This is a genomic window from Streptomyces sp. ADI96-02, from assembly GCF_003846185.1.
GTDB lineage: Bacteria > Actinomycetota > Actinomycetes > Streptomycetales > Streptomycetaceae > Streptomyces.
On sequence record NZ_ML123034.1, the window covers coordinates 6,742,811 to 6,768,286 of the forward strand.

Genomic DNA, 25,476 nt, shown 5'->3' on the forward strand with positions numbered 1-25,476 from the left:
ACGCCGCTACGCGGACTACCTGGCCGCCGACGGCTTCACCGCGCTCAACACGGTCTCCACCATCTCCTCGTTCCTGCTCGGCCTGTCCATCCTCCCGTTCTTCTACAACATCTGGAAGACCGCCAAGTACGGCAAGAAGGTCGAGGTCGACGACCCCTGGGGCTACGGCCGTTCGCTGGAGTGGGCCACCTCCTGCCCGCCGCCGCGGCACAACTTCGTCACCCTGCCGCGGATCCGTTCCGAGTCCCCGGCGTTCGACCTGCACCACCCCTCGGTCCGCGAGATCGACCGGTCCGCCAACCTCCAGCCGCTGTCCCGGACCGTCGCGCCCGGGGACAACCAGGAATGACCCCGTCACGCGCCGGCACGGACGGCCCGACCCCGACTGCAGGAGGACGAGTGGAACCGGACGACGACAGCGCGCGCGGCCTCGCCCAGTTGGAGGGCTTCCTGCTGCTGAACGCCGAGGTCGAGCGGGCGCGGCGGCAGGCACGCCGGTTCACCGACGAACTGCCCTGGCTCACCACCGCCCAGCGCGACGACGTAGAACGCGTCTACCTCGCCGATCGCGTCGCCGTGACCCGGGCCTCGCTCACGCGGGTCCGCGACCGGGCCCTCGAACTGCGCGGCGAGTACACCGAACGCTATGAGCGGCTGCGGGCCCGCTGCCTCGCCGTCTCGGCCCTGACGGTGTGCGCGGCCACGGGCGGCTGCACAGCGCTGACCCTGCTCGTCCGCTGAGCCGAACGCCCGGCGGACGAGCAAGGGGGCCACGCGGTGGTCGACGCAGGCTCAGCGGGCTCCGAACTTCTGCGTCCACACCGGCCCGTCGCCGGAGTCCTGCTTCCCCACCCCCATCTCCTTGAAGGAGCAGTTGAGGATGTTGGCGCGGTGCCCGGGGCTCTTCATCCAGGCGGACACCACATCGGCCGCGGACCGCTGCCCCTTGGCGATGTTCTCGCCGTAGGTACTCCAGCGGTACCCGGCCGCGGTGATCCGGTCGCCCGGGTCCGTGCCGTCCGGTGACGTGTGTGAGAAGTAGTTGCGGGCCGCCATGTCGGCGGAGTGCCCCTGCGCCGCCGTGGCCAGCAGTCCGTTGGAGGCCACCGGACCGCAACCGGCCTTCGCCCGCTCGACGTTGACGAGCCGGGTGACCTGCCCGCCGACCGACGCCTGAGGAGCGGGCGCCGGGCGCGCGGGCTTCGGGCCCGTGGTCGCACTCCGGGGCGCGGGCGCCGGAGCGGTCTTCTTCGGTGTGGGCTTCGGCTTGGGTGTGCGGGAGGGCTCGCGCGACGGCGAGGCGCTGGGCGACGGGGAGGCGGACGAGGCGGAGGGCGACGGCGGGGCCGAGGAGGGGGCCGCCGACGAGGCGGTCTCCGCGCCGCCCGCCGGCGCCCCGGCGGTCACGGCCCTCGCGTCCGGCTCGGCGTCGTCCACGTACAGGTGCACCGCCGCACCGCCCGTTCCGAGCGCCGCGACGGCGACCAGGGCGGCCACGGCCGAGTTCCTGCGGCGGCGGCGCGACTGCTCGCGCCTGCGCTCGGCGCGCCCCGCACCGGCGAGGTCCACGGAGCCGGCGGGCCCCGCGAGGTGCGCGGCCGGGGCCATCAGGTCCGCAGCCGCGCCGCCGCCCGCCGTCACCGCCACGGGGACCAGCGCCAGCCCCACCAGCAGGCTCTCCGCCGGCACCAGACGGGAGCCGTGCCCCGAGCAGACGGTGCACTCACGGGCGTGCCGGGCGAGCCGCTTGCGCCACAGCGCCGACGGAACCCCGTCCCACCCTCGGACGATGTCCTCCAGCAGCACGCACGGCGGCTCGGCCGCCAGCGCCCCGACAACGACCCGGGCGGCCTCCAGTTGCGCCTTCATGCGCTGGACGCGCACGGCGGTGTGCTGCGGCGTCAGCTCCAGCGCCGCCGCGACCTCGGCCCGCGAGAGCCGGCCCGCCGCCTCCAGCCACCACAGGGACAGCAGCGCGCGGTCGTCCTCCTCCAGCCAGCGCGTCGCCTCCGCCACCTGGCGCCGCTGGCCGGTCAGCCCGAGCCGCAGGATCGTCAGCTCGACGAAGTCGGCGCTCGGATCGGCCAGGTCGTACGCGTGGTCCGACCGGTCGGACCACGCGGTGCCCGACCGCCCCTCGCGCCGGCGCCCGCGTATCTCGTTCATGGCTATCGCCACCAGCCACGAACGGAAGCGCTCGGGATCGCGCAGCTCCGGAAGGCCGCGCAGCATGCGCAGGACCGTCTCCTGCACCACGTCGTCCACGTCCGCGTGACCGTTCAACGCCCGGCCGACGACGTTGTAGAGCAACGGCAGACACGACGCGACGAGCCGGTCCCTGGCCGTCCGGTCACCGCCGCGCGCCGCGGTGATCAAGGCTGTCCCGTGATCCATGCCCATGCTGTGCTCACTCTTCCGGGGTCCTGTGCTGTCACTTGCCACACTCCGGAGATGCGCTGCCGCCGCGGCGATAACAGGAATCCCGCGGTGAATCCCGAATCCCGCGGTGAATCCCGAACGGTCGCCGCGGGTCTCGGCCGGTCGGGCCTCAGGTGCCGCCGGAACCCCTTCACCAGGGCTGCCGCGTGCGGGCCGCGACGACGCCGCGCACCCGTCCCGTGCCACGGCAGAGCGGGCGTGTGGGCACGGACGGGTGCACGGAGTCGTCGTGGCACGGCCGGTCGCGGTGCGGGGGCCGGCCGCCGATGGGGCGGTTCAGGAGCGGGGCGGACCGTCCTGCTGGTCGCGGTCCGCGCCCAGCTGATCCTTGAGCTTGTCCTGACCGGTGTCGACCTGTCGGCTGTACTTGCCCTGGGTCCGGTCGTCGACCATGTCTCCGGCCTTGTCGATGCCCTTGCCTGCCTGGTCCTCGTGACCCTTGAGCATCTTCTTGATCCTGTCCAGTGCGGACATGCGTCATCCTCCTCGCTTCGGCGCCCCCACCCGTCCAGGGTCACCGCCCCGGGCCCGTCCCGCATCCGCGCGGGCCCCACCCGGACGAGACCACCGGTCAGCCCGACGCGCCGCGGACGTGTGAAGCGTCGCGTGCTGGGCACATACCGGTGACCAGGAGGAGGTGGTGGCAGTGGGCCGCATCCGTATCGTCGTCCGTCGACCCCCGCCGCCCTCCGGGCCGCCCCCGCTGGACCTGCGCACCCCGTCCGGACGCCCGCTTCCGTACTGAAGCCCGACGCGCCCGTTCACCGGCCGCCGTCACTGCTCGGGCAGCGCCCCGCCGCCGGAGCCGCGTCGGCGCCTCTCGTCGTCGTAGCGCGATCCGCGGGGGCCCGAGAGCGGTGCCAGCTGCTCCACCAGCGCCTCCAGTTCCTCCACGGCGTACTCGGTCTCCCGGCGGATGTTGCGGTGCTCGGCCACGACGGCCCCGAGCAGCAGTGCCGTGAGGGCCACGCTCCCGTTGAAGAGGGAGAGATTGAGCATGATCTCCGTCAGCGAGTGACCGGCGAACGGCCCCAGGCCGTCGGTCCCCGCGATGATGGCCAGCACCGACACCACCAGGGCGCACGGGGCACTGCCGGGCAGCTGGAAGCGGAGGGCCGCCCAGATGATCACCGGGAACACCAGGTAGATCATCGACAGCGAGCTGCGTGTGGCGATCAGTCCCGCCGCCATGACGGCCACCGCGAGGAGCGACGCCTCCAGCCACCGGCCGGAGATCCGGGGCCGTCGCGCCCGGGGCAGCACCAGCAGCACGGGCGCGACCACGAGCACCCCCATCACGTCCCCCGCCCACCACGACGACCAGACCAGCCAGAACCCGCCCGCGGGCACCTTGCCGTCGAGCAGCAGCGTCACGCTGCCCATCGTCGCGCTGATGAGCATGCCGGCGAACGCGCCGAGGAAGACGAGGCAGATCCCGTCCCGCAACCGCGCCAGCTCGCTGCGGAACCCGACCCTGCGCAGCAGCGCGTACGAGGCGAGTGGCGCGATCGTGTTGCCCAGCACGATGCCCACCCGGGACACGTCGACGGTGTCCCCGAGAGTGGAGACGGTGAAGAACGCGCCCAGCGCGATACCCGGCCAGACGCGAGCACCGAAGAACAGCAGTGCGGCCAGCGCGATGCCGGTGGGCGGCCAGAGCGGTGTGACGACGGCCCCGTCCACCACGACCTGCCGGGTCAGGCCGAGCTGCCCCGACAGGTAGTAGGCGCCGGCCACGCCCAGGACCTGCGCCACCCGGACGGCCCGGTCTCTGGCTCTCTCGCTGCGGATCACAGCTCTCATCAGACACCGGCGCCGCGGAGAGGCGGCCGGTGACACGCGCGGACGGCAGGGCGTCACGGCGTTCCGCGACGGGCGGCGGCGTGCCGCAGGACCAGTACGGCGGCGTCGTCCTCGTGCCCCGTCAGCTCCGCCGCCCCGAGCACCTCGTCGGCCAGCTCGTCGGCGCTCGCCCCGGCGTTCGCGGCCACCAGCCGCCGCACCCGGTCGAGCCCCTCCTCGATCAGGAGCGACGGGCCCTCGACGACGCCGTCGGTGAGCAGTACCAGCGCGCCGTCCGCGTCCAGGGTGCGCCGGGTGACCGGATAGCCCTCGCCGGGCTCGATGCCCAGCGGCAGGCCGCCCGGGTCCTCCGTGATGCCGGAACGCCCGTCGACCGTCGCCCACACGCAGGCCACGTGACCCGCCCGCGCACTGTGCAGCTCCCAGGTCTGCGGATCCAGGCGCAGGAAGGTGCAGGTGGCGAAGAGGGAGGAGTCCACGGAGAGCAGGAGGTCGTTCGTCCGGCCCATCACCTCGCCCGGATCGGCGGCCGTGCCCGCGATGGCGCGCATGGCGATGCGGACCTGGCCCATGAAGGCGGCGGCCTCGACGTCGTGCCCCTGCACGTCCCCGATGGCGAACCCGAGAGCGCCGTCGGCGAGCGGGAACCCGTCGTACCAGTCCCCGCCGATGTCCAGACCGTGGCGGGCGGGAGCGTACCGGGCCGCCGACTGCAGGCCCGGTACGGCGGGCAGGGTCGCCGGAAGCATGTCGCGCTGGAGGGCCTGCGCGAGTTCCACGCGGGCCTGGTGGAATTCCACCTCCCGCCGGGCACGGGCGGTGAGGCTCTGCAACGAGGTGAGCAGGTCCTCGGCGCTTACCGAGCGGGGAGACCGACGCCGGTTCATGGGCTGCTCCCGGTGCGTGAGTCCCTGAATCATATGGTGCGCGTCCGGCGACGGCATTTCGGGGACGACGGGGGAGGGGAGCGGGTGGAGGCCGCTCCCCTCCCCCGTCGGCCCACGCACCCGGTGCACAGCCCGTCCGGCCGCCGCACTGGCCGGATGGCCCCGCGCGCCGAGCCGTTGTCAGTGGCCGGTGGGATGCTGCCCGCATGGACGAGCTGATGAGGCAGCGACGGGTGTACGGAGCGGATCACGACGACCCCCACCCCGGGCCGAAACCGGGACACGACTACCGCGAGCTGGTCGGCGGCCCGCTCGACGGCCTGCTCCTGGACGTCACCGGATGGAGTGAGCGGACGTTGCGCGAGGGCGTCGGGCTGGTCACCGAGATCGGCGTGTACGGGCCCGGCGGCCGGGCCGAGTACGGACCGCGTTCGGGCGACGGCCACCGGTGGGACTGGCGGGGTGATGTGCGATGAGGGCGGTCCGGCGATCCCAGGGATCGCCGGACCGCCCTCGACGGGTACGGCGGCAGGATTCGAACCTGCGACCTCCGGTCCAGAGAACCGGTGCTCTGACCACTGAGCTACGCCTGGGTCACAGGATGCCCACTGGCCCGGCTCACCGTCAATCGGTTTACGCGCGGGCGGTGTTGAGCACGGTCGCGCGGAACGCCCCCACGATCGGGCGCAGATCGACGCGGTGCCAGGCCGCCCACAGCCGTGCTGATCCGCCGTGCCAGGGGAGTTCACGCACGGCGACCTCCGGGGCGGTGGCGCGCACCATGCTCCGCTGGACCAGGGCCAGGCCGAAACCGGAGGCGACCAGCCCGAGTGCGGTGAGAGGTTCGGCGGCGACCAGTGTGATGTCCGGGGCGAAGCCGAGTGCGACGCAGGAGGCGACGAAGGCGTCGCGCCCCGCGGGGTCGCGACCGTTCTCCACGGCGATCCACGGCTGCCCGTCCAGGTCTTCCGGGGCGAGCTCCGCGCGCCCGGCCAGCGGGTGTCCGGTGGGCAGCACCAGCAGCAGCGGGTCCTCCAGCAGCAGGGCCGACCGCAGATCGGGATCGTCCTCGGCGGGCGGTTGCTGTACCAGCGCGATGTCCAGGCTGCGCTGCCGCAGTCCTTCGAACTGCTCGGCGGCGGGCTGCGCGTACAGGGCGATGTGGATGCCGGGCCGCTCGGTGCGCAGCGAGCGCAGAGCCGACGGCAGGATGCCCGTGTGCATGGCGTCGGGTACGTAGCCGACGCACAGCCCGCCCTCCTCGCCGCGCCCCAGGCGTCGCCCCAGGTTCTCCAGTCGGCTCGCGTGCGTCAGCAGGGCCCTGGTCTCGGCCAGGAACACCCGGCCGTCGGAGGTCAGGCGGATCCGCCGCCGGTCGCGTTCGAACAGGACCAGGCCCAGCTCCTTCTCCAGCTGGGCGATCTGACGGCTCAGCGGCGACTGCGAGATGTGCAGCTGCTCGGCCGCGAGGCCGACGTGCTCCGTCTCGGCGACGGCGACGAAATAGCGGAGTTGGCGCAGATCGAGCATGGCACGTCCTCTTCAGACCTTCGGGGACTCAAGTCAGCCAGAACAAGTCTTGGACAGTCTCAAGGAGGCGATCCTAACCTCGGAGGTGTCAGGACGACAGCACGCCGGCGTCCGGGCTCTTCCGCCCCCGCGGCACCGGCGACACGGACCGTAAGGAACCGCTTGTGAGCATCACCCGCCTCCTCCCCGGACGCCTCGGCTTCGGCACCGCCCCGCTCGGCAACATGTTCCGCGCGATCCCCGACGAGGAGGCCGCCGCCACCGTCCAGGCCGCCTGGGACCAGGGCATCCGCTACTTCGACACCGCGCCCTTCTACGGGGCCGGCCTCTCCGAGATCCGGCTCGGGGACGCACTCGCCGAGCACCCCCGGGACGCCTACGTGCTGAGCACCAAGGTCGGCCGCGTGGTCCTGGACGAGGTCGAGGACCCGGCGGCCCGCGACTTCGGCGAGAAGGGCGGACTCTTCGAACACGGCCGCCCGAACAAGATGGTCAACGACTACACGGCCGACGCGACCCTGCGCTCGATCGAGGACAGCCTCCAGCGACTGCGCACCGACCGTCTGGACATCGTCTACGTCCACGACGTCGCCCAGGACTTCTACGGCGACGAATGGCTCGCGGCCTACGAGAGCGCCCGCACCGGAGCCTTCCGCGTCCTCGACCGGCTCCGCGACGAAGGCGTCATCAAGGCATGGGGCCTCGGTGTCAACCGCGTGGAACCCCTCGAACTCACCCTCGACCTCGACGAGCCGCGCCCCGACGCGTTCCTCCTCGCCGGCCGCTACACGCTCCTGGACCACGACCGCGCCCTGCAGCGCCTCCTGCCCGCCGCCGCCGAGCGCGACGTCGACGTCGTCGTCGGCGGACCGTACAGCTCGGGCATCCTCGCCGGCGGCGCGCACTTCGAGTACCAGAAGGCCCCGGAGCACATCGTCGCCAAGGTGGAGCGGCTCAAGGCGCTCGCCGACGAGCACGGCATCGGCATCAAGGCCGCCGCCCTCCAGTTCGCCCTCGCCCACCCCGCCACGGCGGCGGCCATCCCCGGCGCCACCCGGCCGAGCCGGATCGCCGAGGACGTCGCGGCCCTCGACGAGCCCATCCCCGCCGCGTTCTGGACGGCACTGCGCGAACAGAACCTCATCTCCGCCGACGCACCCGTGCCCACCGCCTGACCCCGCCCGACCGCTGAACACCCGGGCGCCCGGACCGCGTCCGCCGGGCGCCCGGCGGACGTTCGCCCACGGGTGAGGGCGAGGGGCGGCAGGGGCCCTTGATCCGATAGGTTGGCCGGTCATGCGGGCTTTGAGTGCTGTCGGACACCGTCGGCTGGGCGCGGCGGGCGCTCTGGCCGTCGCCACGGGCGGCTGGTTCTCCGGGAAACTGCCGCCCCACGACCCGTGGGGCCTGTGGATCGACCACGGATCCACCGTACGGACCGTCGCGGCCGTCCTCGCCTACGCCGGGCTGACCGTGCTCGTCGTCGCCTGGTGGCAGTACGGCAAAGCCGCCTCCACCGTCCGCGAGACCCTGACCACCCTGGCCTGGTGGACCGCGCCGTTCCTCCTCGCGCCGCCGCTCTACAGCGCCGACGTCTACAGCTACATCGCCCAGGGCGCGATGGTCCTCGAAGGGCACGACGTCTACACCGTCGGCCCGTCCGCCCTGGATCCCGACGGGATCGGCGGGGACGCGGCCGGCGGCGTCGGCAACCACTGGCGCGACACCCCCGCCCCCTACGGCCCGCTGTTCCTCCTGACGTCCGCCGCGATCGCCCGGATCACCGGCGGCACGATCGTGCCCGCCGTGCTGGCCATGCGCCTGGTCGCCCTCGCCTCGCTCGTCCTCATCGTCTGGGCCCTGCGCCGGCTCGCCCGCGAGCACGGCGGCAGCGAGAGCCGCGCCCTGTGGCTCGCGGCGCTCAATCCGCTCCTGCTGATGCACGTGATCGGCGGCATGCACAACGACGGCCTGATGATCGGGCTGATGCTGGCGGGCCTGGCGCTCGCCCTGCGCGGCCGGTGGGTGGCGGGCAGCGCCCTCGTCGGCCTGGCCATGATGGTCAAGTCCCCGGCCGCCGCCGCACTGCTCTTCATCGGGGTGCTGGTGCACGCGTCCGCCACCGGCCCGCGGGTACGACGCTGGGCCAAGGGACTCCTCGCGCCCGGTCTCGTGGCGTGCGCGGTCGCCGGAGCGGCCACCGTGGTCAGCGGGACCGGCTTCGGCTGGCTGCGGACCCAGGGCGTCGCCGGAAACATCCACACGGCGCTCTCGGTCACCAGCGACGTCGGCCTCGGCCTCGGTCTGCTGGGCGAGCTGCTGCTCGGCACCGATCCGGAACCGATCGCCTCCGCCGTCCGCACGCTCGGCCTGGCGGCGGCGCTCGTCGTCGTCGTGGTGCTCGCCCGCCGGTCGATGACCGGTACACCGAGTCCCGTCCACGGGCTCGGACTGGGCCTGCTGGCCGTGGTGGCCCTCTCGCCCATGGTGCAGCCCTGGTACCTCCTGTGGGGCATGGCGGTCGTGGCCACCACCGAGCAGTACGGGCGCGCCGTCGCGGTGGTGAGCGTGCTCTCGGCGGCGCTCGTCTACGAGACCCACCCCACCGGGGCCACGCCGCCGTACGGCTTCGTCCTCGCGGGCATCGCCGCCGTCGTCGCGACCCTCGCCGTCCGGCGGGCTCCGGTGGTGCCCGAGGGGGTCGGCCCGCCCGGTCCGCGCACCCCGCTCCGCCCCGGCGCCGAACGCGCGGCCACCGGACGCGGCAGCGGGCCGGCCGCCGAGGACGACATCCGCGCGAACGCCGGGAAGGCGGGCGCCTGACCCCCCGCGGCGACCCGCGCACCGCCCCCGTACGGCAGGAAATCCCTCGACGCCGCGCGAGCGCCTCCGGTACGCTGCCACCGTCCTGTCGTCTCCGATAGAGGTGGACGTTGCGCATCTGAGGTCCGCGAACATCACGCGGTACGGCCCCGTCCGTACAGCGGTCATGACGCTGTCGGCACATCTGCCGCCCGTGACCGCCGCGTGGATGCGCCTCGGTGCTGAGCGCCCCTCGGAAGACGCCGTCCCCCTCGGACGGCACAGGGCTCGCCCATCCCACCCCTCTCGGGTCTCCGGCCCGGTCGCCGCGTGCTGCTCGCCCACGAAGCCCCCTTCCCGCGCCTGCGACTGCGAGAACCACGATGAGCCATCCCACCGCGCCCAACGCCGCCCTGGCCTGCTCCGGCCTCACCCTCCGCTGGCCCGACGGCACTGCCCTCTTCGACGGGCTCTCCGTCACCGTCCCCCGGGGCCGTACCGGACTGGTCGGTGCCAACGGCACCGGCAAATCCACCCTGCTGCGCCTGCTCGCCGGACTGCTGAGCCCCACCGGCGGCTCCGTCACCACGGGCGGCCGACTCGCCCACCTCCCCCAGAACATCACCCTCGACACCGAGCTGACCGTGGACCGCGCCCTGGGCATCGCCGAGCGGCGCGCCGCGCTGCGGGCCATCGAATCGGGCGACGTGCGGGACGAGCACTTCGACACGATCGGCGACGACTGGGACGTGGAGGAGCGGGCCGCGGCCACGCTCGGCTCCCTCGGACTCGACGGCGTCGACCTGGACCGGACCGTCGGGCGGCTGTCCGGCGGCGAGACCGTCCTGCTGCGCCTCGCGGCCCTGCTGCTGGAACGCCCCGACGTCCTGCTCCTCGACGAGCCCACCAACAACCTGGACCTGTTCGCCCGGCGCAGGCTCTACGACGCCGTCGACTCGTGGCGTACCGGCATCCTCGTCGTCGTCAGCCACGACCAGGACCTCCTGGAACGCGTCGACCGCATCGCCGAACTGCGCGCCGGCTCCGTCAGCTGGTACGGCGGCGGCTGGTCCGACTACCAGGAAGCGCTCGCCGTCCAGCAGGAGGCCGCCGGCCGTATGCTGCGGGCCGCCGACGCCGACGTACGCCGCCAGCAGCGCGAACTGGAGGAAACCCGGATCAAGGTGGCCCGCCGACAGCGCCACAGCAAGAAGATGGACGCCGAGCGGCGCGCCCCGCGCATCGTGGCGGGCGAACGCAAACGGTCCGCCCAGGAGTCCGGCGACCGGCTGCGCGGCCTGCACGAGGACCGCCTCGACGCCGCCCTGGAGCGACGGGAGGAGGCGGCGCGGGCCGTCCACCAGGACGCCGAGGTCCGGATCAGCCTGCCGCACACGGCCGTGCCGGCCGGCCGCACGGTCCTGACCCTGGACGGCCTGACCCTCTCCCACGGCAAGCTGCGCGAGGCCGGCCTCCACGTGCACGGCCCCGAACGCATCGCCCTGGTCGGCCGCAACGGAGCGGGCAAGACCACCCTCCTGCGGACGCTCGCCGGAGAGATCGCACCGCGCTCCGGCGAGGCCGCGGTCCTCGTGCCGCTGCGGTTCCTCCCGCAACGTCTGGACGTGCTCGACGACACGATCAGCGTCGCGGCGAACGTCGCCCGCACGGCTCCCGGCGTCACGGACAACGAGATCCGCGCCCAGCTCGCGCGGTTCCTCTTCAAGGGAGCGCGCGCGGACCGGCCGACGGGCGCCCTCTCCGGCGGCGAACGCTTCCGGGCCGCCCTGGCGGCGGCCCTGCTCGCCGCGCCCGCCCCGCAGCTGCTGATGCTCGACGAACCGACGAACAACCTCGACGTGACCGCGGTGCGCCGGCTGACCGACGCGCTGGCGTCCTACGAAGGGGCGCTCCTGATCGCCGGCCACGATCTGGCGTTCCTGGAATCCGTCGGGATCACACGCTGGCTCCTGCTCTCCGACGAACTGCGCGAGACGAACGCCGAGGAGGTGCGCGGCCTGCTCGAAGGCTCCGGAACGGACTGATCCGCCGATCGGCCGGCCGCGGGGGAGGGAGGTGGCGGCGTCCCGCGCGGGACGCCGGACGGGCCGGTGCGGCGACTGCCTCAGGCCGCCTCGTAGCGATGGGCCCGTCCGCCCCGCCATTCCACCCAGACCGGATTGTCGAGGATGCGGTCGGCGTCCTCCAGGCCCGCCTCGGAGAGGAACACGATGACGTCGTGATCGCTGTGGGCCAGCCCGAGTATCTCGTCCCGGCCCTCGTAGTGCACGGTCACCCGGCGTCCGCCCGAGGGGGTCGGCCGGTGGATGACGATCGGGGGAGTTGACATGCTTCCACCCTGCGACCGCGCTTCCCCGCCCGCATCCCCGGTCCGCCCGGCCCGGAATCGGTCACCGGCCGGCCGGAGGCATGTCAGGGCGTACGGGGCGGGCTCAGCGGGCCGTCGCCGCGAGTTCGACCGTTGTTGTGACGCGGACCAGCGACGGCCCGCGCGGAGCCGAACCGAAGCCGAACTCGACCGGCGGACTGAGCGGTGCGAGCCCGCCGAGGTCCGTCCCGTCCAGCACGACGCCCGCCTCCCGGACCGGCCGGTGGTCGCGCGCCCCGTACCACTCCCGCCGCCCGGAACCGGCGCTTCCCCGGGTGCGTACGCCCGGCATCAGCCGGGCCGGAACGTCGCAGAGCGCCGCCCAGTAGGGGCTCCGGGCCAGTGGCGCGGGCACGGCGGTCAGCAGCAGGCCCAGCGCCGACCGCCGTCCGGTCCGCAGCCACAGGCGCAGCGGGCCCGCGTGGACGCGCCACTCGGGCCCGTCGGCCGTCACCGAGACGGGCAGGACGTCGATCCGCTCGAAACGGTACGTGGCGGAGACGAACTCCGCGATCCGCCGCGTGGGCGCCAGCAGGATCCGTTCGCCGTCGGGATGCTGGATCATCACGTCGCTGAACGCCCCGAACGGCGAGCGGGGCCAGTGCCCCACCACCAGCCGGGTTCCCGAGGCCGTCCCCACACCGGCGATCCAGCCGTCGAACCGCAGCCGCTCCACTGTCACGTCCGCCAGTCTCCCCGGCCGGCCTACTCGAAGCGCGACGGGTCGCCCGCGCCGCGGCGGACGATCTCGGGCTCCGGGCCGGAGAAGTCGATGACGGTCGTCGGGGCGGTCCCGCAGTCCCCGGAGTCGATCACGGCGTCCACCTCGTGGTCGAGCCGTTCCTTGATCTCCCAGCCCTGCGTCAGCGGCTCCTCCTCGTCGGGCAGCAGCAGCGTGCTCGACAGCAGCGGCTCGCCGAGTTCGCTCACCAGCGCCTGGGTGACGGTGTGGTCGGGGATGCGGACCCCGACCGTCTTCTTCTTCGGGTGCATCAGCTGCCGGGGCACCTCCTTCGTCGCGGGGAGGATGAACGTGTAGCTGCCGGGGGTGGCCGCCTTGACGGCCCGGAAGACGTCGTTGTCGACCCGGACGAACTGGGCGAGCTGGGCGAAGTCGCGGCACACCAGGGTGAAGTGGTGACGGTCGTCGAGGTGCCGGATCGACCGGATCCGGCCGATGCCCTCCCGGTTGCCCAGCTGGCAGCCCAGCGCGTAACAGGAGTCGGTCGGATACGCGACGAGCGCACCGGAGCGGATGCTGTCGACCACGGTGGCGATGGTGCGCGGCTGGGGATTGTCGGGGTGCACGTCGAAGTACTTGGCCATCCGCCGAGCTTACGCGGTCGGCCGCGGCGCGCGCGGAGGACGTCGGAGCGTCGGAGAAAGGCGGAGTCGGCGGGAGGCGGAGTCGCAGGGAGCCGCGGCCCCGCCGCGCGTTGTGCGCGACGGGGCCGCGGCCTCCTCGAACCGCCGGGTCCGGCGGCTGTGCCCGCGAGGGCCCTCAGCGGACCGCCGCGCCCACCAGTTCCTCCAGGACGTCCTCCATCGTCACGAAGCCGATCACCGTGCCCCGATCGCCGGCGACGGCGGCGAGATGGGTGCCGGCGGCGCGCATCGCCGTCAGGGTGTCGTCGAGCGGCGTGTCGATCTCGACGCGGATGATGGGGTGCACCGCGCTCGTGGGCAGCGGCCTGGTCCGCTCCGCGACACCGAGCGCGTCCTTGATGTGGAGGTAGCCCAGGAGGCCGTCGTCGGGGCCGGTGACCGGCAGCCGGGAGAACCCCGAGTCGACCGCCGCCCGCTCCAGTCCCTGCGCGGTGATCCCGAGTTCGACCGTGACGGTCCGGTTGAGCGGCACCATGACCTCGCCGACCGGCCGGGTGCCGAGCTCCAGGGCGTCCTGGAGGCGTTCGCCGTCGGCCGGGGCGAGCAGTCCGGCATCGCTGGAGTCCTTCACCAGACGCACCAGCTCGTCATCGGTGAAGACGGAGGCCACCTCGTCCTTCGGCTCCACCTTCAGCAGGCGCAGCAGCATGTTCGCGAACGCGTTGATGCCGAAGATCACCGGCCGCAGGGCCCGGGTCAGGGCGACCAGGGACGGCCCCAGCGCCAGCGCGGTCGCGGCGGGGGCCGCGAGCGCGATGTTCTTCGGGATCATCTCGCCGATGAGCATGTGCAGGTACGTCGCCAGGGTCAGCGCGATCACGAACGCGATGGGGTGCACCAGAGCGTCGGGCACGCCGATCGTCGCGAACGGCGGCTCCAGCAGGTGGGCGATCGCCGGTTCGGCGACGGCGCCGAGGACCAGCGAGGAGATCGTGATGCCGAGCTGGGCGGTGGCCATGGCGGCCGACAGGTGCTCCAGACCCCACAGGGTGCTCCGGGCCCGCCGGCTGCCCGCCCGGGCCTGCGGCTCGATCTGGCTCCGGCGCACGGAGATGAGCGCGAACTCCGCGCCGACGAAGAACGCGTTGGTCAGCAGGGTGAGCGCGCCGATGGCGAGCTGTACAGCGGTCATCGGGCGTCCTCCTCCACGAGGGCCGGGGCCGCGGCGGGCGCGGTGATCCGCACCCGGTCGGCGCGGTGGTGCTCGATGTCGAGCACGTCGAACTGCCAGCCGTCCACCACGAGCCGGTCGGTACGGACGGGAATGCGGGCCAGCCGGGTCGCGAGGAGACCGGCGAGCGTCTCGTACGGGCCGTCGGGCGCGGGGAAGCCGATCCGGCCGAGCTGGTCGAGCCGGGTGCCGCCCCCGGCCTCCCAGACCGGGCGGCCGTCGCCGAGCGGTTCGGCCGGCGCGAGATCGGGCCGCTCGTGCGGGTCGTGCTCGTCGCGGACCTCCCCGACGACCTCCTCGACGATGTCCTCGACGGTGGCGACGCCCGCCGTGCCGCCGTACTCGTCGATGACCACGGCCATGGTGCGGTGGCGGCGCAACTGCGCCAGGAGCCGGTCCACGGGCAGCGAGTCGGGGACCAGCAGGGCCTCGGTGGCCAGCGCCGTGACCGGGGTCCGGGCGCGTTCGGACTCGTCCAGGGCGAGCACGTCGCGAATGTGTACGGTGCCGATGACCTCGTCGAGGCTATCGCGGTAGACCGGGAAGCGCGACAGCCCGGTGGCCAGCGTGAGGTTCGCGGCGTCGGCGGCGGTGGCGCGGGCCTCGACCGCCCGGACGTCCACGCGCGGCGTCATCACGTTCTCGGCGGACAGCTCGGCCAGGTGCAGGGTGCGGACGAAGAGCTCGGCGGAGTCCTCCTCGATGGCCCCCTCGCGGGCGGAGTGCTGTGCGAGCGCGATCAGCTCCTGCGGGGTGCGGGCCGAGGCCAGCTCCTCGGCGGGCTCCAGGCCGATGCGGCGCACGGCGCGGTTCGCGGTGTTGTTGAGGTGGCGGATGAGCGGGGCGAAGCAGGCCGTGAAGGCGCGCTGCGGACCCGAGACGACCTTGGCCACCGCGAGCGGGCTGGAGATCGCCCAGTTCTTCGGAACGAGCTCGCCGATCACCATGAGCACGACGGTGGAGAGCGCCACGCCCAGCAGCGTGGCGACCGTGGACACCGCGCCGGCCGGGAGGCCGACCGACTCCAACGGGCCGCGGAGCAGCACGGCGAGGGACGGCTCTGCCAGCATGCCGATGACCAGGGAGGTCACGGTGATGCCGAGCTGGGCGCCGGAGAGTTGGAAGGTGAGCCGCTTGGCGGCCTTGAGGGCGCTCTCGGCGCCGCGCTCACCGGCCCGGGCGGCCCGTTCGAGCTCGCCGCGCTCGATGGTGGTGAGTGAGAACTCGGCGGCCACGAACACCGCGCACGCCAGAGTCAGCCCGAGGGCGAGAAGGAGCAGGAGCACTTCGCTCACCGTGTCACCTCCGTCCCCAGGTCCGCCGGGGCAGGGATGACACGGTTCGTACTGGGAGGCTCACCCATTGCGGTACCGCAGCTCCTTCTCTGTTCGGTCGCCAGGCCGACGTCCGGATCTCGGGTCGGCGAGAGGACGGGCGTACACCCGTCCTGCTGATAGTAAAGGGAGCGCAAAGGAAACGGGAGTGGCCCGCGTCACAGCGCTCTCCCGTGCTGAACGGCCCGTGCGGTGTTCGCCCGCGCGGCGGGGCCGGACCGGACGGCCTGCGCCGCCCGGGTCGAGGCGGAGGGTCGGGACACCGGGGTACGGCGCGGCGGGCCGGATGCGGCGGGCCCCGGGGAGAAGGTGGTGTCACCACAGCGCACCCGTGACGAGGAGAGCGATGAACGGCTGGACCGCGGCTTTCGACGCCGGACGCCCCGACGGGCGGACCTGCCTCCACACCGACCGGATCGACCCCGACGTACGGCCCCTGACGAGCGGCTGCGCCGAGTGCGAGGCCCTGGACATGACCTGGGTCCATCTGCGCACCTGCCTGACCTGCGGTCACACGGGCTGCTGCGACAGCTCCCGGGGCAAGCACGCCGCCGCGCACGCGGAGAGCGCCGGCCACCCCGTGGCCCGCTCCGCCGAACCGGGCGAGGACTGGGCCTGGTGCTACGAGGACGACCTCTTCCTCGAACGGGAGCCGTCGTGAACGACGGCAGCCACCGGCGCCCCGAAGGCGTCACCGACGCGACCGTCGAGGCGCTCGGCGCCCTCTCCAGAGCCCTGGAGACCACCGAACGCGCCCGCGGCGCGCTCTACGAGTTCCACCAGCTGACCGGCGGCGCCGACCTCGCCCTCGACGAAGCCGTCCGGCTGCTCCGCGACGCCGGACACGACGCCCAGGCCCACCGCGTCGAACGGGAGATCCTCGGCCGCAACGTCATCCCCGGCCACTGGACCTTCCAGATCGTCGAGGAATACGACGCCACCTACTACGAAGCCTTCAAGAAGGCCGAGCTGGAGATCAGGCGGCAGCTCGCCGACGGCCGCGACCACCTCTACGAAGCCGAGATGAAGGAAGACCGGCGCACCGGCGGCCACCCCGACCACACCGCTGCGTAAGGGCTGCCCCGCACGGCATGACGGGGCAGCCCCCGGGGCCGTTCGCCGGGTTCGGGCGACGGGCCCGCGCGTCGCCTGCATCCGGCGGGCCGCACCGTGCGGAAGATTCGGTAGCCGTCCGACCGGGAGGGGAGCCGTGCCAGCAGCCGACGTGGTCGTCGTGGGCGCCGGGTTGGCCGGGCTGACCCTCGCCTACCACCTGTGCGCGCCCGGCGCGTCCGTCCCGCTCTCGGTGGTGCTCGTGGACGCCCCGCCGGGGCCCCTGAGGCCGCCGCCGCGGACCTGGTGCTTCTGGGAGCCGCCCGGCGGCCCCTACGACACCGCCCTCGCCGCCTCCTGGCCCCGGCTGCGGGTACGGGGCGCCGACGGCACGGCCACCGTGGTGCGGCCCGCTCCCCACCGCTACAAGATGCTGCGCTCGGACGCCTTCGAGGAACTGGTCGAACGGCGGCTCGCGCGGGCCCCTGCCCTCCGCCGGGTCCGGGCGACCGTGACGGCGGTACGCGACGCGCCCGACGGCGGCGGCGAGGTGCTGGCGCTGGACGAGCGGGGCGAACCCCTGGTCCTGCGGGGCCGCCGGGTCTTCGACTCACGGCCGCCCCGCCGCCTGCCGCCCGCCCGCACCACCCTGCTCCAGCACTTCATGGGCTGGTTCGTCCGCACCGGGCGTCCGGTCTTCGACCCGGCCACCGCGGACCTCATGGACTTCCGCACCCCGCAGCCGGAGCGGGGCCTGTCCTTCGGCTACGTCCTGCCCCTGAGCCCGTACACCGCCTTGGTCGAGTACACGGAGTTCTCCCGCGCCGCCCTGGACACCGACGGCTACCTGCGCGCGCTCGGCCACTACACCCATGACGTCCTGCGACTCGGGGAGTTCCGCGTCACCGCCCGGGAACGGGGCGTCATCCCCATGACGGACGGCCGCTTCCCGCGGCGCGAGGGGCACTCGGTCTTCCGCATCGGCACCGCCGGAGGCGCGACCCGCCCCTCCACCGGATACACCTTCACCGCCGTGCAGCGGCAGAGCCGGACCGTCGCCGCCCGACTGCGCGCCGGCCGGGACCTGCGCATGCCGCCGCCGTACGGCGCCCGGCCGCGCGCCATGGACGCCGTCCTGCTGCGCGCCCTGGACAGCGGGCGGGTCGACGGCGCCGAGTTCTTCGCGAGGCTCTTCCGCGAGGTCCCCGGCGAGCGGCTGCTGCGCTTCCTGGACGGCTCCACGCGGCTCCCCGAAGACCTCCTGATCGGACTGCGGACCCCGGTCGCGCCCATGCTGCGGACCGTCGCCGAACTCCCCTTCCGGGCCCGCCGAGCGCCCGACCCGCACGAGGCGGACCCGCACCGGGTGGACCCGCCTCCGCCCCCGACGCCACCGACCGGCCACGAAGAGAGCACCGCATGACCCTGTCGCGCGGCGACGCACCGTCCGCAGCCTCCGCACGCCGTCCCGCAGCCCGTGACCGCCCGCGCGGCGGACACCGCCGCGGCCGGGACCGGCGGGCCGCCGTCGTGCCCGGCCCCGACGGCCGGGCCCGGTTCACGGGGCGGCCCCCCGCCGTGGCGGTCGTCGGCGGCGGCATCGCCGGAATCGCGGCGGCCACCCTGCTCGCCGAACGCGGCGCGCACGTCACCCTCTACGAACGCGAACCGTCCCTCGGCGGACGGCTGTCGGGCTGGCCCACCGAACTCGCCGACGGCACCACCGCGACGATGAGCCGGGGCTTCCACGCCTTCTTCCGCCAGTACTACAACCTGCGCGGCCTGTTCCGGCGCGTGGACCCGGGGCTCGACACGCTGACCGCGCTGCCGGACTACCCGCTGCGGCACAGCTCGGGCCTCCACGACAGCTTCGCCCGCGTACCGCGCACCCCGCCCCTCAGCGCGCTGGGCTTCGTCGCCCTGAGCCCCGCCTTCGGCCTCCGGGACCTGGTCCGGATGAATCCGCGGGCCGCGCTGAGCCTGCTGGACGTGCGGGTGCCCGAGGTCTACGACCGGCTCGACACGATCAGCGCCCACGACTACCTGGCCCGCATCCGCTTCCCCGAGGCCGCCCACCACCTGGCGTTCGAGGTCTTCTCCCGCAGCTTCTTCGCCGATCCGCGCGAACTCTCCGCCGCGGAACTGGTCCTGATGTTCCACATCTACTTCCTCGGCTCCAGCGAGGGACTCCTCTTCGACGTCCCCGGCGAACCGTTCCCCACCGCACTGTGGGAGCCGCTGCGGCGCTACCTCGAAGGCCACGGGGCCCGCGTGCGCACCGGGACCCCGGTCCGCCGCGTCAGCCCGCTCCCCGACGGCGGGCTCCGCGTCCACACCGACGACCGCGCGGAGCGCCACGACGCGCTCGTCCTCGCCCTCGACAGCGGCGGCCTGCGCACCGTCGTCGCCGCCTCCCCGCACCTCGGCGACGCCCGGTGGCGTGCCCGGATCGCCGCCCTGCGCACCGCCCCGCCGTTCCTCGTCTCGCGCCTCTGGCTCGACCGCCCCCTGGCCCCCGGCCGCCCCGGCTTCCTCGGCACCAGCGGCTACGGTCCGCTGGACAACGTGAGCGTCCTGGACCGCTGGGAGGGCGAAGCCGCCCGTTGGGCCCGGCGCACCAGGGGCGCGGTCGTCGAACTGCACGCCTACGCCGTCGCGCCGGTCGCCGACCGCGCCGCCGTGCAGCGCGCCGTCCTCACCCAGCTGCACCGCGTCTACCCGGAGACGATCAGCGCCCGCGTCGTCGACGAACGGCACGAATGGCGGGCCGACTGCCCCCTGTTCCCCGTCGGCGGCTACCGCGACCGGCCCGGCGTCCGCACGCCCCACCCCGCCGTCACGGTGGCCGGGGACCTGGTCCGCACCGACCTGCCGGTGGCCCTCATGGAGCGCGCCGCCACCAGCGGATTCCTCGCGGCCAACGCGCTGCTGGAGCGGTGGGGCGTGCGCGGCCAGACACTCTGGACCGTGCCCCGCGAGGGCCGGTCACCGCTGCTGCGCCGGCTCGCCGCGCTGGGGGCCGTCTGACGGCCCCCGGCTCCGCGCGGGCGGGGCCCGCTCAGCCCGGGAACCGCCCGCCGTCGCGCAGTTCCCAGCGCCGCTCCGCGTACGCCATGTCGTCCCGCCACAGCCGGCCGGCCGAGGCGCGCATCAGCGGGCGCAGCAGGGGAGCGGCGGCCCGTGCCACCGCGAAGCCCCGCCGGTCCGAGGCCGCGACCAGCGCCTCGGTCACGGCCGTGCGCGGCCTGCCCAGCCCGTCCGGTCCGAGCGGCGTGGCGTGCGTCTCCACCACCGAACCCTCGCCCTCGCCCTCGACGATGTGCATGACGACCGTACGCGGCTCGGGGGCCGTGAACCGGGCCCGGACCGGCACCACCACCCGCCCGGCGACACGGAACGACACCTCCACGGCGAACCCGTCGTCATCCGCCCCACCGCCCCCGGGCGTCCCGGTGACCGTCAGATCGACGAAGGAGTACGGGTGGAACCACGCCCCGTGCCACGGATCGAGGCGGTTGGCCACCACGTCCTCCGGTTCGCAGCGGCCGACGCTCTCGTACACCGCGTCGACGGCGTCCCGCAGGCCCGGCCGCGGCGGGACGAACGGCCGCTCGGACGGTGTCTCGCCGCCCGCCCTGTCGAGCCGCACCCAGAGCAGCACGCCGTCGTCGAAAGCGGGAAAGGGCTCCCACCCGGCGAACGGGCCGCCGTCCAGGGCCAGTCCGTGCCAGTGGCAGACGAGTGTGCCGCAGCGCACCCGGCTCTCGCGCAGGGGAGCGCCCAGGTGCGGACAGGCGCCGGGCCCCGCGCGCACCAGGCCGTCCGCGTCGCGCCAGGCGACCACCTCGGCCCCCGCGACGGTCCTGCCCAGCGTCTGCCCGGGCGGCAGGCGGCGCGACGCGCCGATCACGTACCAGTTGCCCGACGGGCGCGCCGAGGCCCGGTGCAGGGCCTCGGCGATGAGCCCGGGTTTCGCCTCGCGCCAGGTGGGAGGCTGACGGTCCCACGGGACGGGATCGCGCCGCAGCCGCACCGGAACACGCGGGGAGCGGGCACGCCGGCGGGGAGAGCTCACGCCACCTCCTCCCGCACCGGCCGGGCGGCGTCCCTCTGCCGTGATCCGCCCGGCCGCGCCTCCGCGCCCCGCACGCCCGCCGTCCCGGTGCGGCCCAGGAACGCACGGGCGGTCAGCGCCCGCACCAGCCCGTCCAGCGCCACCGCCGCCCGGCGTCTGCGCGCGACGACCGCCCGGCGGCGCAGCACCGCGTATCCGTCCGCCTCGATCGCGTCGAGGATGCCGCTGTAGAGCACGAACGCGGTCCGGATGCAGGGCCGCGACACCGGCGACAGCATCGCTACGCCGGGCAGGGCCTCGCGGTAGACGCCCCGGTTGTGCGCGGCGGCGGCGCGGAGCACCGAGGCGATCCGGCCGTCCCTCGCCCCCGTGCTCCTGCCCCACTCCAACCGCTCCCTGTCCACCCCGTGCGCCGCCAGCAGATCCGCCGGCAGATAGAGCCGCCCCCGGTCGAGGTCCTCGCCCACGTCCCGCAGGAAGTTGGTCAGCTGGAAGGCCACGCCGAGCGCCGCCGCGTGCGGCGCGGCCTCCTCGCGCGGCCCCACCGTGCCGAGCACCGGAAGCATCTGCAGACCGATCACCGCGGCCGAGCCGTGCATGTACCGGCCCAGCTCCTCGTACGAGGCGTACCCGCGCACCGTCAGATCGCTGCGCATGGACGCCAGGAAATCGGTGAAGTGCCGGTGTTCGATGCCGTACCGGCCCGCCGTGTGGGCCAGCGAGCGGATGACCGGCTCCTCGGCCGCCCCGCCGCGCAGGCCCGCCGCCAGCTCGGCCTCCAGGGCGAGCAGGGCCCGCGCCCGCTCCTCGGCCGTGGCCCCGCTGTCGAGGTCGTCCACGATGTCGTCGGCCCACCGGGCGAAGCCGTACAGGGCGTGCACCGCGGCCCTGCGGTCCACGGGCAGCAGCCGCGTCGCGAGGAAGTACGTCCTGCCGTGCCGCGCGTTCAGCGCGCGGCACCGGTCGTACGCCGCGCGCAGGGCCGGGTCGTGGATGCCTGCGGCGTCGAGTTCACGGGCGGTCATGCGGGGGCACCTCTCACGACGGAGCGCCGGACGGTCCGGACGGGGCGGGGACCGGTGATCCTCTCCGCCGCCAGCTTCCCGGAGATCAGGACGGTCGGCACGCCGACGCCCGGCGTGGTGCCGCACCCGGCCAGCACCGCGTTGACCGTGCCGCGCACCAGGTTGCGCGGCCGGAACGGGCCCGTCTGGGGGAAGGTGTGCGCCACGGAGAACGGGGTTCCCGCCGCATGCCCCGCCGCCGTCCAGTCCGCCGGCGTGACCAGCCCCTCCTCCTCGATCGCCGCGCCGAGACCGGGCATCTCCCGCCGCTCCAGCTCGGCCAGCAGCTCGTCCCGGTAGCGGGGCCCCAGCTCCCGCCACTCCCGCGCGCCCGGCCCGACCTCGGTGTTGGGGCACGGCGCCAGCACGTAGTGCAGGTGCTTGCCGGGCGGGGCGAGCGAGGCGTCCGTCGTGGTGGGCCGGGTGATGAGGAGGGAGGGGTCGGACATCAGCGTCCCGGCCCGGGTCAGTTCGTGGAAGGTGCTCCGCCAGGCCGCGCCGAAGGAGATGGTGTGGTGGGCCAGACCGGGCCATGTGCGGTCCGTCCCGGCGTGCAGGACCACCGCGGAGGGAGCGTGCCGCAGCGCCAGGGGCCGTACGGGGCCGCGCCCCAGGAGCCGGTAGCTGACGGGAAGGTCCGGCGTCAGCACCACGGCGTCGCAGGGGATGCGCTCCCGGTCGGTGACGACGGCCGTGACGCGGTCGCCCGACCGCTCCAGCCGGGTGACCGTCCGGTCGTAGCGGAGGTCGGCCCCCGCCCCGGCGGCCGAGTCGGCCAGGGCACGCGGCAGCGCGTGCATGCCGCCCTTGGGGAAGTAGACCCCGGCGATCGTGTCCATGTAGGCGATCACGGCGTACGCGGCGAGCGCCCGCGCGGGCGGCACCCCCGCGTACAGCGCCTGGAACGAGAAGACCCGGCGCAGCCGTTCGTCGGAGACGAAGGACCCGATCCGCGCGTCGAGCCGGCCGAAGCCGCCCAGTGCCGCGAGCCGGGCCAGGTCGGGATGCGCGAGCTGGAGCGGCGAGTCGAAGTTGGCGTCGATGAAGCGCCGCATCTGCACCCGGTACAGGCGCTCCAGCCAGATCCGCAGCCGCCGGTAGCCGACGGCCTGCCGGGCGCCCGCGAACTCCTCGACCGCGGCCTCCATCGCCGCTCCGTCCGTGTGGACGTCCAATTGCGACCCGTCGGCGAACCGTGCCCGGTAGGCCGGATCCAGCCGGACCAGCTCCAGCCGGTCGGCCAGCCGGTCCCCGACGGCGGCGAGGGCCTCCTCCACCAGGTCCGGCATCGTCAGCACGGTGGGACCGGTGTCGACGCGGAAGCCGCCCGCCTCGCGCAGACCGGCCCGGCCCCCCGGAACGGACTCCCGCTCCACGACCGTCACCCGCCGTCCCGCGCCCAGCAGATGCAGCGTCGCGGCCAGGCCGGACAGGCCGGCGCCGACCACCACCACATGGTCGACGGGCCCCTTGACGGTGATCACCGGCCGCCTCCTCCCTCGTCCGCCGACCGGACCCGGGCGGAGGACGGGCCACCGTGGCCGCGCGCCGCCGAACCGTCCCGCGCCGCCCCTCCGGCGACGGTGCGCAGCAGCCCGAGCAACTGGCCCCCGGCGTGCTCCTCCACGTCGACGGCCCGGGCCAGGCGGAGCACGGCGCGATCACCGAGGCGGTCGGCCTTCCGCTCCACCAGGGCGCGCGCCCCGCTCGCCTCGAACACCTCCCGCACCCGGGTGAGGCCGTCCTCGGTCAGTTCCCGGTCGCCCACGGCCCGGTCGAGGAGGGCCAGCGCCGCACCGTCGCCCGTCGCCGCGGACCGCGCCCGCGCCACGGCGAGCAGATAGGTCGGCTTGCCCTCGCGGATGTCGTCCCCGGACGGCTTCCCGGTCCGGCCGGGATCCCCGAACACGCCGAGCAGATCGTCCCGCAACTGGAAGGCGATGCCGGCGGCCCGGCCCGCCGACCGCAGGGTTGCGGTCGTACGCCCGCCCGCGCCGGCCAGAGCGGCTCCGATGGCGAGCGGCCGTTCGACCGAGTACAGGGCGCTCTTGAGGCACGCGGTCCGTATCGCCCGCGCCGCGGAACCGCCGCCGGTGGCCTGGCCGTGCAGGTCCAGGTACTGCCCGGCCACCATCTCGGTCCGCATGGACCGCCACACGGCCGCGACCCGGCGTCGTGCGGCGGGATCCAGGTCCGTCTCCGCGACGGTGTCGTCCGCCCACACCAGCGCGAGATCCCCGGCCAGTACGGCGGCCGAGGCGCCGAACGCCGCACCGCGCTCCGACTCCGGCGAGAGGCCGGCCCCGGTCGCGAGCGCGATGTGCGCGGCGGGGCGGCCCCGGCGCAGTTGCGAACGGTCCATCACGTCGTCGTGCATCAGGGCGCAGCTCTGGATGAGCTCCAGCGCGACGCCGAGCCGCAGGGCGGCCCCGGCCGCCGCCGCGTCCGCGCCGCCGCACGCCCGCATCGCCCACCACAGGAGCCGGGGCCGGACGAGCTTGCCGCCGTCCAGCGTGAAGTCGGCCACCCGCCCGGCCACGTCCGCGGCGAAGAGCGGATCGATCTCGGCGGCGCGGGCGACGCGCTCGGCCAGGACCGTCCTCGCGCAGTGCAGTACGGCGTCGACCACATCGGCGTCGACGCGGTCGGCCGTGTCGGCGGCACGCCCGTGCTCCGCCCCGCCGGAAGCCGCGAAGCGGTCCGCGCCGACGAGGTCGGGGCGATCGGCGAAGGAGTGCTCCACGGCCTGGATACGGACCATCTCACGTCCTTCCGGTCAGGGTGGTGCGCGAACGGTTCGTCATCCTTTCCCCGGGCGCGCGCCCTTCGGATGCGTCGGGCGAGAGGCGTACGAAGGCCGCGCGGGGGGACGCGCGGTGCTGTCAGAGACGATCACGACATGAGCGCCCGCCCGGCGGTGAAACACCCGGGGCAGGACCGCCCCGCCCGATCGGCCTACGCCCGGCCGGCCCGCGCCCGTTGGGCCCCGGGCGTGAGCGGCCGTCCCGCGGCGGTGGTCGCGCGGGACGGCCTCGGGAGTGTGCGGGACACTCCCCGGGGAGCGCCGGCTCCCCACCCCTGCTTCGGCGGCGGCGCGGCGGGCGGATGCACCTCGATCCGCGGTCCGCCGTTCTCGTGTGCCCCCGGCCCGCCTACTTCCGCGGCGCGGGGGCACACGGCCAGTGCTCGGAAAGGAGCCCACCATGCTCGGTATAGCCGCGGCCGTCCTGTTCTTCATCGCGTTCCTCATCAACGCCGCCGACATCTCGACGAACGACGTGTTCGCCTCGACGAACGTCATGCTGCTCGGCCTGATGCTCCTCGCCCTGCACGTCGCGGGCGTCGGGTCCGGTCTGCGTACGGGAGGTCCGCGCAGGCGCTGACGCACGTCGTACGTCCGGCAGGACCGAGGGCGGCCCCGTACACCTGCGTACGGGGCCGCCCTCACGCCCTGCGGCCCCGGGCCGCCGCTCCCGCTACAGCACCTTGGACAGGAACGCTCTGGTGCGGTCGTGCTGCGGGTTGCCCAGCACGTCGCGCGGG

The 25,476-nt window shown here is 74.4% G+C and carries 24 protein-coding genes, 1 tRNA gene and 1 pseudogene; 11 read left to right on the forward strand and 15 right to left on the reverse strand.

Annotated features, from left to right (window positions below; all coding sequences use genetic code 11):
- Window positions 1–349 (forward strand): annotated as a pseudogene (locus EES43_RS29465) (cytochrome ubiquinol oxidase subunit I); the annotation flags it as partial.
- Between the two features lie 50 nt (window positions 350–399).
- Window positions 400–741: a hypothetical protein gene (locus EES43_RS29470; RefSeq protein ID WP_124271595.1), complete on the forward strand. Its 342-nt coding sequence runs from the start codon at window positions 400–402 to the stop codon at window positions 739–741.
- A gap of 51 nt (window positions 742–792) precedes the next feature.
- Here the strand turns inward: EES43_RS29470 and EES43_RS29475 are convergent, their stop codons facing one another.
- The 4 genes from EES43_RS29475 to EES43_RS29490 all read right to left on the reverse strand — a co-directional run bounded on the left by EES43_RS29475 (window position 793) and on the right by EES43_RS29490 (window position 5,129).
- Window positions 793–2,400 (reverse strand): sigma-70 family RNA polymerase sigma factor, encoded by a 1,608-nt coding sequence (locus tag EES43_RS29475; protein WP_124271596.1) that lies wholly within the window; start codon window positions 2,398–2,400, stop codon window positions 793–795.
- A 315-nt stretch (window positions 2,401–2,715) separates the two neighbouring features.
- A complete protein-coding gene (locus EES43_RS29480; protein WP_124271597.1) occupies window positions 2,716–2,913 on the reverse strand; it encodes an antitoxin in 198 nt (65 codons plus the stop codon).
- Between the two features lie 300 nt (window positions 2,914–3,213).
- Complete coding sequence (locus EES43_RS29485) at window positions 3,214–4,233, reverse strand: MASE1 domain-containing protein (RefSeq protein ID WP_164493316.1); 1,020 nt, start codon at window positions 4,231–4,233, stop codon at window positions 3,214–3,216.
- Window positions 4,234–4,295: 62 nt separating this feature from the next.
- A complete protein-coding gene (locus tag EES43_RS29490; RefSeq protein ID WP_124271599.1) occupies window positions 4,296–5,129 on the reverse strand; it encodes a PP2C family protein-serine/threonine phosphatase in 834 nt (277 codons plus the stop codon).
- A gap of 206 nt (window positions 5,130–5,335) precedes the next feature.
- Between EES43_RS29490 and EES43_RS29495 the strand changes: the two genes are divergently transcribed.
- A complete protein-coding gene (locus EES43_RS29495) occupies window positions 5,336–5,605 on the forward strand; it encodes an MDR/zinc-dependent alcohol dehydrogenase-like family protein (RefSeq protein ID WP_124271600.1) in 270 nt (89 codons plus the stop codon).
- A gap of 45 nt (window positions 5,606–5,650) precedes the next feature.
- On the opposite strand, the gene EES43_RS29500 is transcribed toward EES43_RS29495, so the two are convergent.
- A tRNA-Arg gene (locus EES43_RS29500) sits at window positions 5,651–5,722 on the reverse strand.
- Between the two features lie 40 nt (window positions 5,723–5,762).
- On the reverse strand, window positions 5,763–6,659 hold the full coding sequence (locus EES43_RS29505; RefSeq protein WP_124271601.1) for a LysR substrate-binding domain-containing protein: 897 nt from the start codon (window positions 6,657–6,659) through the stop codon (window positions 5,763–5,765).
- A gap of 164 nt (window positions 6,660–6,823) precedes the next feature.
- On the opposite strand from EES43_RS29505, the gene EES43_RS29510 reads away from it, so the two are divergent.
- From EES43_RS29510 to EES43_RS29520, 3 genes are all read left to right on the forward strand, one after another.
- Entirely contained in the window at window positions 6,824–7,834 is a 1,011-nt protein-coding gene (locus EES43_RS29510) for an aldo/keto reductase (protein WP_124271602.1), read from the forward strand.
- Between the two features lie 121 nt (window positions 7,835–7,955).
- Window positions 7,956–9,482, forward strand: a complete 1,527-nt coding sequence (gene mptB / locus EES43_RS29515; RefSeq protein ID WP_124271603.1) for a polyprenol phosphomannose-dependent alpha 1,6 mannosyltransferase MptB — start codon at window positions 7,956–7,958, stop codon at window positions 9,480–9,482.
- A 362-nt stretch (window positions 9,483–9,844) separates the two neighbouring features.
- Complete coding sequence (locus EES43_RS29520) at window positions 9,845–11,506, forward strand: ATP-binding cassette domain-containing protein (RefSeq protein WP_124271604.1); 1,662 nt, start codon at window positions 9,845–9,847, stop codon at window positions 11,504–11,506.
- 80 nt (window positions 11,507–11,586) lie between these two features.
- On the opposite strand, the gene EES43_RS29525 is transcribed toward EES43_RS29520, so the two are convergent.
- From EES43_RS29525 to EES43_RS29545, 5 genes are all read right to left on the reverse strand, one after another.
- Window positions 11,587–11,811 carry a hypothetical protein gene (locus tag EES43_RS29525; protein WP_124271605.1) on the reverse strand — a complete coding sequence of 75 codons (225 nt, stop codon included), beginning with the start codon at window positions 11,809–11,811 and terminating at the stop codon, window positions 11,587–11,589.
- 103 nt (window positions 11,812–11,914) lie between these two features.
- Window positions 11,915–12,532, reverse strand: a complete 618-nt coding sequence (locus EES43_RS29530) for a hypothetical protein (RefSeq protein ID WP_124271606.1) — start codon at window positions 12,530–12,532, stop codon at window positions 11,915–11,917.
- A 23-nt stretch (window positions 12,533–12,555) separates the two neighbouring features.
- Window positions 12,556–13,176 (reverse strand): L-threonylcarbamoyladenylate synthase, encoded by a 621-nt coding sequence (locus EES43_RS29535; RefSeq protein ID WP_124271607.1) that lies wholly within the window; start codon window positions 13,174–13,176, stop codon window positions 12,556–12,558.
- Between the two features lie 175 nt (window positions 13,177–13,351).
- Window positions 13,352–14,368, reverse strand: coding sequence for a hemolysin family protein (locus EES43_RS29540; RefSeq protein ID WP_124271608.1), 1,017 nt, complete (start codon window positions 14,366–14,368; stop codon window positions 13,352–13,354).
- Window positions 14,365–15,702 carry a hemolysin family protein gene (locus EES43_RS29545; RefSeq protein WP_124271609.1) on the reverse strand — a complete coding sequence of 446 codons (1,338 nt, stop codon included), beginning with the start codon at window positions 15,700–15,702 and terminating at the stop codon, window positions 14,365–14,367. The genes EES43_RS29540 and EES43_RS29545 overlap by 4 nt, the downstream gene beginning before the upstream one ends.
- 385 nt (window positions 15,703–16,087) lie before the next feature.
- Between EES43_RS29545 and EES43_RS29550 the strand changes: the two genes are divergently transcribed.
- The 4 genes from EES43_RS29550 to EES43_RS29565 all read left to right on the forward strand — a co-directional run bounded on the left by EES43_RS29550 (window position 16,088) and on the right by EES43_RS29565 (window position 19,821).
- Complete coding sequence (locus EES43_RS29550; protein WP_124271610.1) at window positions 16,088–16,402, forward strand: UBP-type zinc finger domain-containing protein; 315 nt, start codon at window positions 16,088–16,090, stop codon at window positions 16,400–16,402.
- Window positions 16,399–16,815, forward strand: coding sequence for a hypothetical protein (locus EES43_RS29555; RefSeq protein WP_124271611.1), 417 nt, complete (start codon window positions 16,399–16,401; stop codon window positions 16,813–16,815). The genes EES43_RS29550 and EES43_RS29555 overlap by 4 nt, the downstream gene beginning before the upstream one ends.
- Window positions 16,816–16,951: 136 nt before the next feature.
- Window positions 16,952–18,217, forward strand: coding sequence for a lycopene cyclase family protein (locus EES43_RS29560; protein WP_124271612.1), 1,266 nt, complete (start codon window positions 16,952–16,954; stop codon window positions 18,215–18,217).
- On the forward strand, window positions 18,214–19,821 hold the full coding sequence (locus EES43_RS29565) for an NAD(P)/FAD-dependent oxidoreductase (protein ID WP_124271613.1): 1,608 nt from the start codon (window positions 18,214–18,216) through the stop codon (window positions 19,819–19,821). Before EES43_RS29560 ends, EES43_RS29565 begins: the two co-directional genes overlap by 4 nt.
- Before the next feature lie 31 nt (window positions 19,822–19,852).
- On the opposite strand, the gene EES43_RS29570 is transcribed toward EES43_RS29565, so the two are convergent.
- Genes EES43_RS29570 through EES43_RS29585 form a run of 4 tightly spaced genes read right to left on the reverse strand, consistent with a single transcriptional unit; the run spans window position 19,853 to window position 24,694 of the window.
- The gene (locus EES43_RS29570; RefSeq protein ID WP_241192581.1) at window positions 19,853–20,869 is read right to left on the reverse strand and encodes a DUF5914 domain-containing protein; all 1,017 of its coding nucleotides are present in this window, start codon (window positions 20,867–20,869) and stop codon (window positions 19,853–19,855) included.
- Complete coding sequence (locus EES43_RS29575) at window positions 20,866–21,894, reverse strand: phytoene/squalene synthase family protein (protein WP_124271614.1); 1,029 nt, start codon at window positions 21,892–21,894, stop codon at window positions 20,866–20,868. The genes EES43_RS29570 and EES43_RS29575 overlap by 4 nt, the downstream gene beginning before the upstream one ends.
- Complete coding sequence (locus tag EES43_RS29580; protein WP_124271615.1) at window positions 21,891–23,417, reverse strand: phytoene desaturase; 1,527 nt, start codon at window positions 23,415–23,417, stop codon at window positions 21,891–21,893. Before EES43_RS29580 ends, EES43_RS29575 begins: the two co-directional genes overlap by 4 nt.
- Window positions 23,414–24,694 carry a polyprenyl synthetase family protein gene (locus tag EES43_RS29585; protein WP_124271616.1) on the reverse strand — a complete coding sequence of 427 codons (1,281 nt, stop codon included), beginning with the start codon at window positions 24,692–24,694 and terminating at the stop codon, window positions 23,414–23,416. The genes EES43_RS29580 and EES43_RS29585 overlap by 4 nt, the downstream gene beginning before the upstream one ends.
- 442 nt (window positions 24,695–25,136) lie before the next feature.
- Between EES43_RS29585 and EES43_RS29590 the strand changes: the two genes are divergently transcribed.
- Complete coding sequence (locus EES43_RS29590; protein WP_124271617.1) at window positions 25,137–25,316, forward strand: hypothetical protein; 180 nt, start codon at window positions 25,137–25,139, stop codon at window positions 25,314–25,316.
- Window positions 25,317–25,476: the final 160 nt, after the last annotated feature.